14 protein-coding genes are annotated in these 12,847 nt (G+C 61.7%); 5 read left to right on the plus strand and 9 right to left on the minus strand.

Annotated elements, in window-relative coordinates; translation table 11 throughout:
- Window positions 1-51: 51 nt before the first annotated feature.
- From BZG29_RS26235 to BZG29_RS26245, 3 genes are read left to right on the plus strand one after another with little or no spacing between them, the layout of a single operon-like run.
- On the plus strand, window positions 52-477 hold the full coding sequence (locus BZG29_RS26235; RefSeq protein WP_034780622.1) for a nuclear transport factor 2 family protein: 426 nt from the start codon (window positions 52-54) through the stop codon (window positions 475-477).
- A complete protein-coding gene (locus BZG29_RS26240; RefSeq protein WP_077408679.1) occupies window positions 477-1,502 on the plus strand; it encodes an alpha/beta fold hydrolase in 1,026 nt (341 codons plus the stop codon). The genes BZG29_RS26235 and BZG29_RS26240 overlap by 1 nt, the downstream gene beginning before the upstream one ends.
- Entirely contained in the window at window positions 1,495-2,091 is a 597-nt protein-coding gene (locus tag BZG29_RS26245; RefSeq protein ID WP_077408680.1) for a DUF2946 family protein, read from the plus strand. Before BZG29_RS26240 ends, BZG29_RS26245 begins: the two co-directional genes overlap by 8 nt.
- On the opposite strand, the gene BZG29_RS26250 is transcribed toward BZG29_RS26245, so the two are convergent.
- Window positions 2,088-3,677, minus strand: a complete 1,590-nt coding sequence (locus BZG29_RS26250; protein WP_077408681.1) for a M48 family metalloprotease — start codon at window positions 3,675-3,677, stop codon at window positions 2,088-2,090. The genes BZG29_RS26245 and BZG29_RS26250 overlap by 4 nt on opposite strands.
- A gap of 195 nt (window positions 3,678-3,872) precedes the next feature.
- Between BZG29_RS26250 and moaC the strand changes: the two genes are divergently transcribed.
- Complete coding sequence (moaC, locus tag BZG29_RS26255) at window positions 3,873-4,379, plus strand: cyclic pyranopterin monophosphate synthase MoaC (protein ID WP_077409303.1); 507 nt, start codon at window positions 3,873-3,875, stop codon at window positions 4,377-4,379.
- A gap of 12 nt (window positions 4,380-4,391) precedes the next feature.
- Here the strand turns inward: moaC and BZG29_RS26260 are convergent, their stop codons facing one another.
- Entirely contained in the window at window positions 4,392-4,769 is a 378-nt protein-coding gene (locus BZG29_RS26260) for a DUF6713 family protein (protein ID WP_077408682.1), read from the minus strand.
- A 163-nt stretch (window positions 4,770-4,932) separates the two neighbouring features.
- On the opposite strand from BZG29_RS26260, the gene BZG29_RS26265 reads away from it, so the two are divergent.
- Window positions 4,933-5,655: a flagellar brake protein gene (locus BZG29_RS26265; RefSeq protein WP_077408683.1), complete on the plus strand. Its 723-nt coding sequence runs from the start codon at window positions 4,933-4,935 to the stop codon at window positions 5,653-5,655.
- A 21-nt stretch (window positions 5,656-5,676) separates the two neighbouring features.
- Here BZG29_RS26265 and BZG29_RS26270 read toward each other — a convergent pair whose 3' ends face one another.
- The 7 genes from BZG29_RS26270 to recA all read right to left on the minus strand — a co-directional run bounded on the left by BZG29_RS26270 (window position 5,677) and on the right by recA (window position 12,715).
- Complete coding sequence (locus BZG29_RS26270) at window positions 5,677-6,141, minus strand: pilin (RefSeq protein ID WP_077409304.1); 465 nt, start codon at window positions 6,139-6,141, stop codon at window positions 5,677-5,679.
- A 215-nt stretch (window positions 6,142-6,356) separates the two neighbouring features.
- Window positions 6,357-7,238 carry a succinate--CoA ligase subunit alpha gene (gene sucD / locus BZG29_RS26275; protein ID WP_034746085.1) on the minus strand — a complete coding sequence of 294 codons (882 nt, stop codon included), beginning with the start codon at window positions 7,236-7,238 and terminating at the stop codon, window positions 6,357-6,359.
- Window positions 7,239-7,251: 13 nt separating this feature from the next.
- Window positions 7,252-8,421, minus strand: a complete 1,170-nt coding sequence (gene sucC, locus BZG29_RS26280; protein ID WP_034788653.1) for an ADP-forming succinate--CoA ligase subunit beta — start codon at window positions 8,419-8,421, stop codon at window positions 7,252-7,254.
- Between the two features lie 77 nt (window positions 8,422-8,498).
- Window positions 8,499-8,990 carry a DUF2889 domain-containing protein gene (locus BZG29_RS26285; protein WP_366928687.1) on the minus strand — a complete coding sequence of 164 codons (492 nt, stop codon included), beginning with the start codon at window positions 8,988-8,990 and terminating at the stop codon, window positions 8,499-8,501.
- Between the two features lie 347 nt (window positions 8,991-9,337).
- On the minus strand, window positions 9,338-10,876 hold the full coding sequence (locus tag BZG29_RS26290; RefSeq protein ID WP_077408685.1) for a class I SAM-dependent methyltransferase: 1,539 nt from the start codon (window positions 10,874-10,876) through the stop codon (window positions 9,338-9,340).
- 138 nt (window positions 10,877-11,014) lie between these two features.
- On the minus strand, window positions 11,015-11,470 hold the full coding sequence (gene recX / locus BZG29_RS26295; RefSeq protein WP_077408686.1) for a recombination regulator RecX: 456 nt from the start codon (window positions 11,468-11,470) through the stop codon (window positions 11,015-11,017).
- A 138-nt stretch (window positions 11,471-11,608) separates the two neighbouring features.
- Window positions 11,609-12,715, minus strand: a complete 1,107-nt coding sequence (gene recA, locus BZG29_RS26300; RefSeq protein WP_071321836.1) for a recombinase RecA — start codon at window positions 12,713-12,715, stop codon at window positions 11,609-11,611.
- Window positions 12,716-12,847 lie beyond the last annotated feature (132 nt).

The raw sequence follows: 12,847 nt of genomic DNA on the forward strand, positions 1-12,847 counted from the left end.
AGCGGCGCGCCACCAGCGCGCCGTTTTTATGTGCACCAGCCCGGAGTCGTCATGAAACGTCTGAAAGAACTCAATGGCAGCGCCGCGGAAGTCGAAGCGGCGTTCTACGATGCCTTGCACCGCGCCGACCTCGAAGCGCTGATGGCGCTGTGGGCCGACGATGAAGAGATCGTCTGCATCCATCCGGGCGGCGCGCGCCTGATCGGCCATGCCGCCATCCGCGCCTCGTGGGAAACCATTCTGGCGGGCGGCGGCCTGCACATCGTGCCGGCGCAACTGCATGAAACGCACAACCTGATGAGTTCGGTGCACACGGTGATCGAAGGCGTCACCCAGGAAGAAGGCGGTCCGGCGCATCTGCTGGCAACGAATGTGTACGTGAAAACGCCGCGCGGCTGGCGCATCGTGCTGCACCATGCCTCGATCGCGCCGGGCGGCGCGCCGGCCGACGCCACGGGGGCGCAGATCCTGCACTGATGTCTTTGTCTCTTTCCTATACTGCCCCGCTGTGGCTGCCTGGCGGCCACGCGCAGACGATTTATCCGGCCGTGTGCCTCGCCAAGCCGGCCGTGGCTTTCCGCCGCGAGCGCTGGCAAGCGCCCGATGGCGACTTCGTCGACGTCGACCTGGTCGACGGCCAGCCGGGCCAGCCCTTCGTGGTGCTGTTCCACGGCCTGGAAGGCTCGTCGAACAGCCATTACGCGCGCGCCCTGATGGCCGAGGTGGCCGCGCGCGGCTGGTCGGGCGCCGTGCCGCATTTCCGCGGCTGCTCGGGCGAAGCCAACCTGGCCCCGCGCTTTTACCATTCGGGCGATGCGCAGGAAGTGGACTGGGTCGTGCGCACGCTGCACCCGCGCGCCACAGGAAAATTTTACGCGGCCGGCGTGTCGCTGGGCGGCAACGCCCTGCTGTGCTGGCTGGGCCAGTCGCAGCACCAGGCGGACTTCATCGATGCGGCAGCGGCCGTGTCCGCCCCCCTTGATCTGGCGCAAGGGGGCAAGGCCCTGTCTTCGGGCGCCAACCGGCTCTACACGCGCATGTTTTTGAACACGCTCAAACCGAAATGCCTGGCCAAGCTGGAACAGTTTCCCGGCCTGTTTGCGCGCGACGCCATGCTGGCCGCGCGCGACTTGCACGCCTTTGACAATGTCGTCACGGCCCCCCTGCACGGCTACCGCGACGCCGACGATTACTGGCACCGCGCCAGCGCCAAGCACGTCTTGCCGGACATCACCGTGCCGACCCTGGTACTGAATGCGCAAAATGACCCTTTCCTGCCCGGACGCTTCTTGCCGCGCAGCGCCGCGCCGACGGTCACGCTCGAGTATCCGCGCCACGGCGGCCACGTCGGCTTTGCGGCAGGCAAGTTGCCGGGAAGCACACGCTGGCTGCCGCAGCGCCTGATGCATTTTTTTGAAGGCGGCAACACGGCGCCATCGGCGCCGCAAACCTGTCACGCTGGCGCTGCGCGCACTCACACGGAAAACGCTACACATGGATGAACTCGTCAAGCAGGCCCTGGCCAAATGGCCGAACGTACCCCATTGCTACGGCTGGCTGGGCCTGGATGCGCGCGGCCACTGGCGCATGCGCGACCAGCAGGCGCAACAGCAACAACTGCCGGGCGACAGGATCGCCCATGCCGCCCTGTTGAGCTTTATCAACCGCAATTACGCCCAGGACGAACGCGGCTGCTGGTTTTTCCAGAACGGCCCGCAGCGCGTGTATGTGAATCTGGAAGCGACGCCCTACATCGCCCGCAGCGACCCGCAGCACGGTTTTGTCTTGCAGACGGGTGCGCCGCTGGCGGCCATCGATGCGGCCTGGCTGTGCGACAACGGCACCTTGATCCTGCGCAGCGATCATATCGTGGCGCAGGTCGATGACCGCGACATGGCGCAGGTACTGGCGGCGCTGCGCCTGGACGGGCTGGCCTCGAGCGACGAAGCCCTGCTGGCCTGGCTGGAAGATGCTGAAGGCAACTTGGTGTTATTGCATGACGGCAAGGAGATCGCCGTGCAGCCGCTGGCCTATGCCAGCGTGCCGCAAATCTTCGGCTTCCGGCAGGCGCCGCAAGCCGATAAAGACTAGCCCTTCTGGTCCTTGATCTGTTCGCGGCGTTTTTCCTGCAACTCGCGCTCGCGCGCATCGATCACGGCTTGGTCATAAAAGGTCGCGTCCGTCGATTTGCGGGCGATCGTCAGCTGGTCCAGCGCGGCCATGGTGGCGCCCTGCAGCACGTAGGATTCGGCCAGCGCCATGTGCTGCAAGGTCATTTTTCCCTGCTCCGCATAGGCTTTCGCCAATAAATCATACAGTTCCGGCTCTTCCTTGTAGAGCTGCACCTGGTCGCGCAAATACAGGGTGGATTGCTCCAGCTTGCCGGCAGCCATCAGCGCTTCCGCATACTGGTGGGCAATGCCGCGCGACAGGGGAAACTGCTGGCGCGCAGCGTCCGCCGCCGTCAAAGCCTGTTGCGCCACTTCCTTCTTCTGCCCCGGCATCAACAGCACTTCCAGCCCCATCGCCGCCAGCAGCGAATTGGGGCCCTGCGTGCCGCCCGACGTCAACACATTCGGCCCGGCCGGCTGGTGCAGGGCCGCATTGGCCGCATCGAGTTCCTTTTGCGCTTCCGCAGGCTTGCCCTGCTTGACGGCGACGAAAGACAGGCCGTAATGGGCGGCCGTCACCTGGAAACGGCTTTGCTGTTCCAGCTGCGTCTTGAAGAGGGCCTTGGCATTCAGCAAGCCTTGCACGCTTTCATCCTGCAGCACGCGGGCGCGGGCCCGGGCCAGGTGAAAACTCAGGCTGTCGGCACGCTGCTTGTACGGCTGCTCGCGGATGCGCGCCTGGATGTCGGCGATGCGTTCCGTCGTCAGCGGGTGGGTCTGCAGATAGGCGGGCATCAGGTCGCTGTACGAACGGCTGGCCGCCTGCATGCGGCCGAAGAAGGCCACCATGCCGGTGGTATCGAAACCGGCTTCCCCCATGATCTGGAAACCGATGCGGTCCGCCTCGCGTTCGGCGTCGCGGCCGAAATTGAGCTGGCGCTGGATGGCCAGGCCCTGGCCGGCGGCAAACACGCCCATGGCCACGTCGCCGCCCGCGCGCGAAGCGAGCGCCGCCAGCAGCATGGCCGCCAGCGGCATCAGGGCATCCTGGCGCTGCTGGCCCAGCATGCGGGCGATATGGCGCTGCGCCACGTGGCCGATCTCGTGCGAGAGCACGGAAGCCAGCTCCGCCTCCGTTTGCGCCGCCAGCACCAGGGCCGAGTGCACGCCGATGAAGCCGCCCGGCAAGGCAAACGCGTTCAACTGGGGATCGCGCACGGCAAAGAAAAAATAGTCGTAATTCGTTTCGCCCCGCACGCTGGGGCGCGCCGCCACGAGGGCGTTGCCGAAGGTATTCAGGTATTCCAGCAGCGGCGCATCGTCGAGGTAGTCGCGGTCGCCGCGGATGCCGCGCATGATTTCCTCGCCGATCTTGCGCTCCATCGCCGGCGACAGGTCTTCGCGCGACGTATCGCCCAGGTTCGGCAGATTCGGCGCCGGCGGCACGGCCAGCGGCGTCCAGCTGCCGGCCGGCTTGGCCGCCACGCTGGCAACCGGTGCCGCAGGCGCGGACGTATACGTTTGCGCCAGCGCAAACGGCGCCGCCAGCCACAATGCGGCCAGCATGGATGCGCGCCGGGAGCCGCACCGCCATGCCGCGCCGACGTTTTCAAGGACGGTCGGAAGGGGAGTTTTTGAATTCACGGGTGCTATCATACCTTGTTCGCGGCGCCGTTTCCGCGCGACAGGCATGCGCCATTCAGGCGGCATGACGTCGTGGCCAGGCGTGCCGCGCCCCCACTCCTCACCTATTTTGACGCCATGACAACAGCAGACAAACAAGCCCCCGCCGGGGAACTGACCCATTTCGACGCCACGGGCCAGGCCCATATGGTCGACGTGGGCAGCAAGGAAGACACGCGCCGCAGCGCCGTGGCCGCCGGCACCATCCGCATGCAGCCCGCCACCCTGGCATTGATCATTTCCGGCAATGCGAAAAAGGGCGACGTACTGGGCATCGCCCGCATCGCCGCCATCATGGGCGCCAAGCGCACCAGCGACCTGATTCCCCTGTGCCACCCGCTGGCCCTCACGCGCGTCACCGTCGATTTTGATGTGGACGAGGCGGCCAACAGCGTGCACTGCCGCGCCCAGGTCGACACGACGGGCAAGACGGGCGTGGAAATGGAAGCGCTCACTTCCGTGCAGATCGGTTTGTTGACGATCTACGACATGTGCAAGGCCGTCGACCGGGGCATGGTCATGACGAACGTGCGCGTGCTGGAAAAACATGGCGGCAAGTCGGGCGACTGGCACGCCGAGGCGTAAGACGCCACCGCTTCAGGCGGGCACTGGCCGCGTCACCTTGACGCGGCGCAAATCGCACAGCAGCCACACGCCGCATGCCAGGCACAGCACGATGATGGCGATCGACAGGGGCAAGTGGAATTGTGCCAGTCCCGCCAGCGCGAAGCCGGCGTGGATCAGGAAGGTGCCTGCGCCCAGCGCGGCGCACACTGCCGCATAGCGGGGCGCTTGTCTGGTGTTCAGCAGCACGTGCCGGTAACCGGCCAGTACGATGGCAATGGCAACCAAGTTAAATATCAGAAAACCCTGCACACCGCCCGGCACATGAAACATCTCCCACTCTTTCCAGTAGGCAGCGTCTATTTGATGCAGGATAAGCAACAACATCGTCCAGAAGTAGCTTCGCGGCATAAGATTTACATTCGTCAATATTGATGCAATTGTAAAGCCTGAATCGTGCACCGGCACGCGCGCATGGCATTTTTCGATGTCAATATGAATTTCATTGATATAAATGCTTTTTCATCAAGAAATCATGCATACTGCGAGTCGACCATATCCAGATGAGCATCGCATGACTAGCAACAAGCCCACCGCGGAAAGCAAGCTCCAGGACTTCGAATTCGAGGCCATGAATCTGCAGGTGGGTGGACGCATCCAGTTCATCACGCACCGCACCATCAAGCCCATCCAGCATTTCTCGACCCTGATCGGCTATGTGAAAGACGAGTATCTGATCGTCAAGATTCCCATGGAAAACGGCGCGTCCATCGTGCTCAACGAAGGCGACAAGCTGACCATCCGCGTGTTTTCCGGCGTCACCGTGTGTTCGTTTTCCTGCAGCGTGCTGCGCATCTTTGGCCGTCCGCTCAACTACGTGCACCTGAGCTTTCCCGACGCCATCCAGGGCACCAGCCTGCGCACGGCCATGCGCGTGAAAGTGGACATTCCGGCGCAGCTCAGCTACCGCGACGTGGCGGCCGTGCCCGTATTCATCGTCAACCTCAGCGTTTCAGGCGCGCTGATCGAGGCGCCCAGCATGCTCACGCCGGACGATGACGGCGTGGCCCTCAGCTTTACCCTGCTGGTGCAGCCGAACAAGCATCAGATGCGCGTCAACACGCGCGCGCGCATCCAGAACGTCAGCGTGGGCAAGCCGTCGAATGGCCACGCCGCCGAGGTGGAGGAAATCTATACATATGGCGTGCAATTCATCGACCTGGAACCGACCCACTACACCTTGCTGCAAAACCTCACCTATGAAGCGCTGATCGCGGACCGGCAAAAAATCGTCTGACACCCTGCCGGCAAGCCTTGCTTACAGGGTCGGCGTCACGTCGGGAATGTTGTTTTTGGTAATCGCTTCCTTGGCTGCCGCATTCGTCACGGTGGTGCTGTTAAACCAGCTCAGGCTGCTAGTGCCCGGCTTCATGGTCATCGTCACGCTTTGTCCACCGATACCCGTGCCCAGGTCGGCAGCGAGGGTCAGCACGATATTGCCCTTGTCCACAATGGCGCTGGCCACTTCGCGCGTGGCACTGAACAAGGGAATGGAACTTGGTGCGCTCTGGGTGGGCGTGCTGCAGGCGGTAGCGGTGCCACCGTTTTCCTGCACGCACAGGGCCACGGCCGTTTTCAGCGGGGCGGCGGCCGCCAGCACATTGCTGACCTTGGCACGCATCGTGTAGTCGCCATACTGGGGAATGGCCACGGCCGCCAGGATGCCGGCGATGGCCACCACGATCATCAGTTCTATCAGGGTAAATCCGCTTTGCGCGCGCATCGTATCCTCCCATTGTGCATTGCTCACGCCGTGCATGGTGCAAGCGCCATGCCAGCGGCGCGCCCGGGCAGCGGCGGTGCACGTGGAAAGAAAAGCGACACTTTTTGGCAGGTTCGGACCAGCGCCGTCGTCCCGGGCCGGGATGCGACCTGTCTTGCGGACAAAAAAAAGGAGCCGAAGCTCCTTTTTTGTCCTGCATCAATACCGGGCTGAAATTACAGCATGGCTTTCAGCAGACGCGCCATTTCCGACGGGTTCTTGGTGACGGTGATGCCGCAAGCTTCCATGATTTCCAGCTTGGCTTGTGCCGTATCGGCACCGCCCGAGATCAGCGCGCCGGCGTGGCCCATGCGCTTGCCTGGAGGAGCGGTCACGCCGGCGATGAAGCCGACGACCGGTTTTTTCATGTTGTCTTTGATCCAATAAGCCGCGTTGGCTTCGTCCGGACCGCCGATTTCGCCGATCATGATGACCGCGTCGGTATCCGGATCGTCATTGAACATCTTCATGATGTCGATGTGCTTCAGACCGTTGATCGGGTCGCCGCCGATGCCGACTGCCGACGATTGGCCCAGGCCCAGTGCGGTCAGCTGACCCACTGCTTCATAGGTCAGGGTGCCCGAACGCGAAACCACGCCGATACGGCCCTTCTTGTGGATGTGACCTGGCATGATGCCGATCTTGATTTCGTCTGGCGTGATCAAGCCTGGGCAGTTAGGGCCCAGCAGCAAGGTTTTGCTGTTGGCTTTAGCCATGCGGTCTTTCAGGGCCATCATGTCACGCACAGGAATGCCTTCGGTGATGCAAATGGCCAGATCCATTTCAGCTTCGACAGCTTCCCAGATCGCCGCTGCCGCGCCTGCTGGCGGTACGTAGATGACGGAAACGTTAGCGCCGGTTTCTTTTTTCGCTTCGGTAACGTTAGCGAAAATAGGAATGCCTTCGAAATCTTCGCCGGCTTTCTTCGGGTTCACGCCTGCCACGAAGGCAGCTTTGCCGTTCGCGTAGTCGCGGCAACCGCGGGTGTGGAACTGGCCGGTCTTGCCGGTGATCCCTTGGGTAACAACTTTGGTATCTTTATTGATCAGAATGGACATGTTGATTCCTTAATTAAGCTTGACCGGCAGCGGCGGCAACGACGCTCTTGGCTGCATCTTCCATGGTGTCGGCTGCGATGATAGGCAGACCGGAATCGGCCAGCATCTTTTTGCCCAGATCTTCGTTGGTGCCCTTCATGCGCACCACCAGCGGTACGTTCAGCGAAACGGCTTTCACCGCGGCGATAACGCCTTCGGCGATCACGTCGCAACGCATGATGCCGCCGAAAATGTTCACCAGGATGGCTTTCAGGCCTGGGTTTTTCAGCATGATCTTGAACGCTTCGGTCACTTTTTCTGCCGTGGCGCCGCCGCCGACGTCCAGGAAGTTGGCTGGCTCGCCGCCGAACAGTTTGATCGTGTCCATGGTGGCCATGGCCAGGCCGGCGCCGTTCACCAGGCAACCGATGTTGCCGTCGAGCGAAATGTAGGCCAGGTCGAATTTCGACGCTTCGATTTCAGCTGGATCTTCTTCGTCCAGGTCGCGCAGGGCGATGATTTCCGGGTGACGGAACAGGGCGTTCGGGTCAAAGTTGAACTTGGCGTCCAGGGCGATGACTTTGCCGCTGCCGGTGACGATCAGCGGATTGATTTCGGCCAGCGAGCAATCGGTTTCCCAGTATGCTTTGTACAGGCCTTGCAGGTTGACGCGGGCGTCGACGATGGAACCGGCAGGCACGCCGATTTTGGTCGCGATGTCGTCTGCCTGGGCATCGGTCAGGCCAACGCTCGGCTCGATGGTGACGTGGTGGATCTTCTCTGGGTGGCTCTCGGCCACTTCTTCGATGTCCATGCCGCCTTCGGACGACGCCATCAGGACGATTTTCTGGGTGACGCGGTCGGTGACCAGCGAAACGTACAGTTCCTGTTTGATGTCGGCGCCTTCTTCCACCAGCAGGCGGTTGACTTTCTGGCCTTCGGCGCTGGTCTGATGCGTGATCAGCTGCATGCCCATGATCTGGTCAGCGTATTCCTTGACCTGTTCCATCGATTTTGCCACTTTCACGCCGCCGCCCTTGCCGCGGCCACCTGCGTGGATCTGCGCCTTGACAACCCACACCGGGCCGCCCAGGGTTTCCGCAGCCTTGACGGCTTCTTCGACGGACATGCACGGAATACCGCGTGGTACCGTCACTCCGAATTGCCGGAGGATTTCTTTGGCTTGATACTCATGGATTTTCATGCTGGCTTCCCTTCTGATACTGATGTGTAAAAATACGGTTAGTGGTGCAAAAAAACAGGAAAAACAGAGCGCCGGGGTCACGCCTTGGCTACCCAGCGCGGGTAATACTGTGCAACCGCCCCGCCATCGGTGCGCAGGGCGTGGCATTTGTCGAGTTGAAACGGCTTTTCATGCGACAAGTCAGCATTCGCACCGTCACGGGTCGACCAGACATCGCCGGCAAATGCCTGAACCGTCGCAGTCGGCAAGACTTGCGCCAGTTCGGTCAAATGGGTACAGCCGGCGATTCCCGCCAGGCGCTGTTTCAAGTCGCGGCGGAAATTCTTCAATAAATTCAGACCGATCAGCGCTCTGTAAGCGGGGCCGATGGTATCGCAAAAACCGGGATAGGGCACGGCATCGGAGGCGGCTTCGGCCTCGACGATGGTCAGTTCGCGATCGACGGTAATGCGTAAGTGGAGGTCATGCAGGGGGGAGCCGGCGGGACGGGGGCCGGAGGCCAGGGTCGCGTCATAGCTTTTGATATCGGTGATACGGGCGTCAATATCCCACAGGCCGTCGTCGCGCACATACGCTTGGACGTCGATAACGCGGGAGTGCCGGAGGGCGCGCCGGGATACGGGAGTTGACAGGGGCATAAGACCGATGCCGCTTGCGCGGCCATAATTAGTAAGCAGCCATGTGCCTAAAGCACTCTGTTCGCAGCTTCTACGAACAGCAACCGCACCTGCGGCGCCGCAAAAACCCTAAAAGTGTAGCACATAGGGCGCTAGTTGCGCCGCAACATAATTTTTTATTGGTCTGGCCGCCCGCCGCAAATTATCAATGAAAATCACAAAATGAATGACAAACATTCACAATGCGAATAACCCGAAAAAAGATATGCGAGCACCGGCAACCTGGCCGGCGCCGCGCCTCAGTCAGTCACGCCCAGTACGCGTAAAATGGGCAAGCTACGCGCAGAAAAATACTGCGCGTGCGCCAGCAGCTCGGCCAGGTTTTCCTCTTCCGTCAACAAGGGTTGCTCGTCCCGCGTCAGCAGCTGGTTCAGGCGCAGCAACACCGGCCATGTCGCGCGCACCAAGTCTTGCGGCGTTGAACAACCTTGCAGGTTCGCCCACAGGAATAGCTGTTGTAAATGCGACACAGCCACGCCGCTGCCCGTCAGGGGACTGGCGAGGATGGTCAAATCAGTTCTTGCCAGTGCCTGTTCCAGCAGGTGCGCATTCAGGCGCGCCGTCTGCGGTCGCGCCACGGTGATATCGGCCTCGTCCTGGACGGCCAGCACGCTGCCCTTGCTGATCAAGATCAACATGATCTGCAACAAGGCGGCCAGGCTGGCTTCTGTGCCAGCCAATTGCTGCTCCAGCTCACATATCGTGTACACGCGATGGTCAGCCATGGCATCGAGCACGGGTGCATACACGCGCTCGTCCATATCGGCGTCGCCCAGCACGCCATGCACGCTCAACACCACCTCGTCGCGGGGCACGGCCAGCACCACGCGCACGGCCCGCAAGGCACTGGCCTGGGCGAACGGTGTCAGCCTGTGCGCGCCCTTGACCCAATAATCTTTGCGGAACTGCTCATTGACGAGGAAGGCGCGCGTCGTCTCGCGGAAGATGGGATCGGGTATCTCGGCCAGGAATTGCTGGTGCTCGGCCGTCAAATTCAGCATGTCGACCAGAGCGGTATACGTGGCGGACGCGGCAAACTCAAGCTTGGCCTCACCCAGCATGGCCGCGACGCTGGAAAAAGCCATCGGCTGCCAGTCGGCATTGAAATACTCATGGGCAAGATAATGCCCATCCATCGCCTTGAGCTTTTCGATGCGGTCCGCAAGATGCGGGTTGGCCTCCAGGTAGCGCGGTTGCGTGGCGATCATCCTGTCGACGAAACCGATGGCGCCCTCGACTCTGGCCAGCACGCCCTGGCCAGGGGCACTCATGACGCGGCTATGTTCGGCCATCAGGTCGCGCATCGGCATCATGGCGGCCCAACCTGGCTGGGTGTTGTAGCTGATGAAGACGACACCGCCGACTTTCAGCTTGCGCCGCAAGAAGTCGACGATCAGCGCGCGATTTTCCTCCGAGACCCAACTCCATATCCCGTGCAGGCAGATAAAGTCGAAATCAGGCAAGTCGTCGCGGCGGCAAAACTGCGCGAACGATTCGTCCGTGAACTGCGCGCCGGCGCCGGCCGCGCTGGCCAGCTCCTGCGCAAATGCAGCCTGGGATGGATTGAAATCATTGCCATGCCAGCGCGTGGCGGACGCCGCCGCATGAATGTTGGCGCTGATACCCTGGCCAAAGCCCAGCTCGCAAGCCGTGCCACTGGAAGGCAAGGCAAGGCCGGCGGCCAGCAGGGGGAGCCGCAGACGCAAAGGATTCAATTCTTCGTAATAGCCATAGGTATAGGCGATTTCAGCCATATAGCCGGCATTCCAATTGCTCATCTTGCATCCTGTCACGATCAGTGGTGCTGCGCGCATCGCACAGCGTTCGAACGCCAGCATACCCGATCGCGCGGCGTCACCATCCTGGAAACAGACGGCGTTTGAAAGCGCAGTTCTGGAGGCAAGGGGGGGGCGGTCTTATTCCTCGTCGGGATCCCGCCCCTTCAAGGCCACCTGCACGGCGCGCTGCGAAAAGCCGCGCTGCATCAAAAACCGCATCTGCTTGTTGCGCTGCTCGGCATCCTGCGCCACTGCACCAAATTTGCGGCGCCACACCTCGCAGGCACGCGCCACTTCCCCTTCGGCCAGGCCCGCCTTGAGTTCCTGCAGCGCCTCGCCCCCGATGCCGTGGCTTTGCAATTCCGCCATGATGCGGCTATTGCCGAAACGGGCCGAGCGGCGGTGGATCAGCGACTCGGAAAAACGCTCCTGCGACAGCCAGTTGGCTTGCTCCAGGCTGTCGAGCAAGGCTTCCACATCGTCGCCCTCCTGCGCATGGCGCTGCAGCTTGCGCCGCAATTCCATGCGGCTGTGTTCACGCATCGACAGAAAGCGTAGCGCCCTGCCCTTCAGGCTTAGTTGTACCGCTGCCATACCCGTATCCCATCTTTACCACACCGGACTGAAAACACAATTGCCGCCAGGCGCACAGGCGCAGGGCGGCAATCATTGTAGAACTTTTTTATGCGGCAAGCTGCCGCCGGCGGGCCAGGCTGGCCCCGCCACTGTCGCTTACTCGGCGGCCTTGGCTTCCGCAGCCTTGGCAGCCTTGTCGGCAGCTTTATCCGCTTTTTCCGGCTTTTCAGCGGCCAGCGGCGGCAGTTCGCGCACGCCCAGCGAAGCGCGGACCTTGTTTTCGATCTCGCGGGCCAGCGCCGGACGCTCTTGCAGGAAGGCACGGGCATTGTCCTTGCCCTGGCCGATGCGTTCGCCGTTGTAGCTGTACCACGAACCGGATTTTTCCACGATCTTGGCATCCGAACCCAGGTCCAGGATTTCGCCTTCGCGCGAGGTGCCGGCGCCGTACAGGATGTCGAAGTGCGCTTCCTTGAACGGCGGCGCGATCTTGTTCTTGACGACCTTGACCTTGGTTTCGTTGCCGATCACTTCATCGCCGGACTTGATCGAGCCCGTGCGGCGGATGTCCAGGCGCACGGAGGCGTAGAATTTCAGCGCATTGCCGCCGGTGGTCGTTTCAGGGCTGCCGAACATCACGCCGATCTTCATGCGGATCTGGTTGATGAAGATGACCAGGGTATTCGTGCGGTTGATGGAACCGGTCAGCTTGCGCAGGGCTTGCGACATCAGACGCGCTTGCAGGCCGGGCAGGGAATCACCCATGTCGCCTTCGATCTCGGCGCGTGGCGTCAGCGCGGCCACGGAGTCGATGACGACCAGGTCGACGCTGCCCGAACGCACGAGGGCGTCGCAGATTTCCAGTGCCTGTTCGCCCGTGTCCGGTTGCGAGATCAGCAATTCATGCAGGTTCACGCCCAGCTTTTGCGCGTAACCGACGTCGAGCGCGTGCTCGGCATCGATAAAGGCGCAAGTGCCGCCCAGTTTTTGCATTTCAGCAATGGTTTGCAGGGTCAGCGTGGTTTTACCCGACGATTCCGGACCGTAGATCTCTACCACGCGGCCGCGCGGCAAGCCGCCCACGCCCAGCGCGATATCGAGGCCGAGCGAACCGGTCGACACGACTTGCACTTCTTCGATCGGTGCGCTGGCATCCATGCGCATGACCGAACCTTTGCCAAACTGCTTCTCGATCTGCGCCAGTGCGGCGGCGAGCGCCTTGGCTTTTTCCGATGCGGGTACTACAGCTTTTTTATCGTCCATATGTTCTTTCAGCCGTTCTACAGTCGACGATTCACGTGAATCGGTCGGCCTGCGATAGCGCCAGTGGGTTAAATTCTTTACACAGACAGTACTGTATAAAAAAACAGTGATCAATGCAAGCGGAACGTGGAT

The organism is Janthinobacterium sp. LM6 (genome assembly GCF_002002885.1).
GTDB lineage: Bacteria > Pseudomonadota > Gammaproteobacteria > Burkholderiales > Burkholderiaceae_D > Janthinobacterium > Janthinobacterium kumbetense.

Coding starts and splice junctions, on each gene's coding strand:
- sucD (WP_034746085.1), bottom strand. CDS start 7,238: ATGTCCATTCTGATCAATAAAGATACCAAAGTTGTTACCCAAGGGATC.
- BZG29_RS26245 (WP_077408680.1), top strand. CDS start 1,495: ATGGATGAACTCGTCAAGCAGGCCCTGGCCAAATGGCCGAACGTACCC.
- BZG29_RS26240 (WP_077408679.1), top strand. CDS start 477: ATGTCTTTGTCTCTTTCCTATACTGCCCCGCTGTGGCTGCCTGGCGGC.
- BZG29_RS26250 (WP_077408681.1), bottom strand. CDS start 3,677: ATGCTGGCCGCATTGTGGCTGGCGGCGCCGTTTGCGCTGGCGCAAACG.
- BZG29_RS26290 (WP_077408685.1), bottom strand. CDS start 10,876: ATGAGCAATTGGAATGCCGGCTATATGGCTGAAATCGCCTATACCTAT.
- BZG29_RS26260 (WP_077408682.1), bottom strand. CDS start 4,769: ATGCCGCGAAGCTACTTCTGGACGATGTTGTTGCTTATCCTGCATCAA.
- moaC (WP_077409303.1), top strand. CDS start 3,873: ATGACAACAGCAGACAAACAAGCCCCCGCCGGGGAACTGACCCATTTC.
- BZG29_RS26235 (WP_034780622.1), top strand. CDS start 52: ATGAAACGTCTGAAAGAACTCAATGGCAGCGCCGCGGAAGTCGAAGCG.
- BZG29_RS26265 (WP_077408683.1), top strand. CDS start 4,933: ATGACTAGCAACAAGCCCACCGCGGAAAGCAAGCTCCAGGACTTCGAA.
- recX (WP_077408686.1), bottom strand. CDS start 11,470: ATGGCAGCGGTACAACTAAGCCTGAAGGGCAGGGCGCTACGCTTTCTG.
- recA (WP_071321836.1), bottom strand. CDS start 12,715: ATGGACGATAAAAAAGCTGTAGTACCCGCATCGGAAAAAGCCAAGGCG.
- BZG29_RS26270 (WP_077409304.1), bottom strand. CDS start 6,141: ATGCGCGCGCAAAGCGGATTTACCCTGATAGAACTGATGATCGTGGTG.
- sucC (WP_034788653.1), bottom strand. CDS start 8,421: ATGAAAATCCATGAGTATCAAGCCAAAGAAATCCTCCGGCAATTCGGA.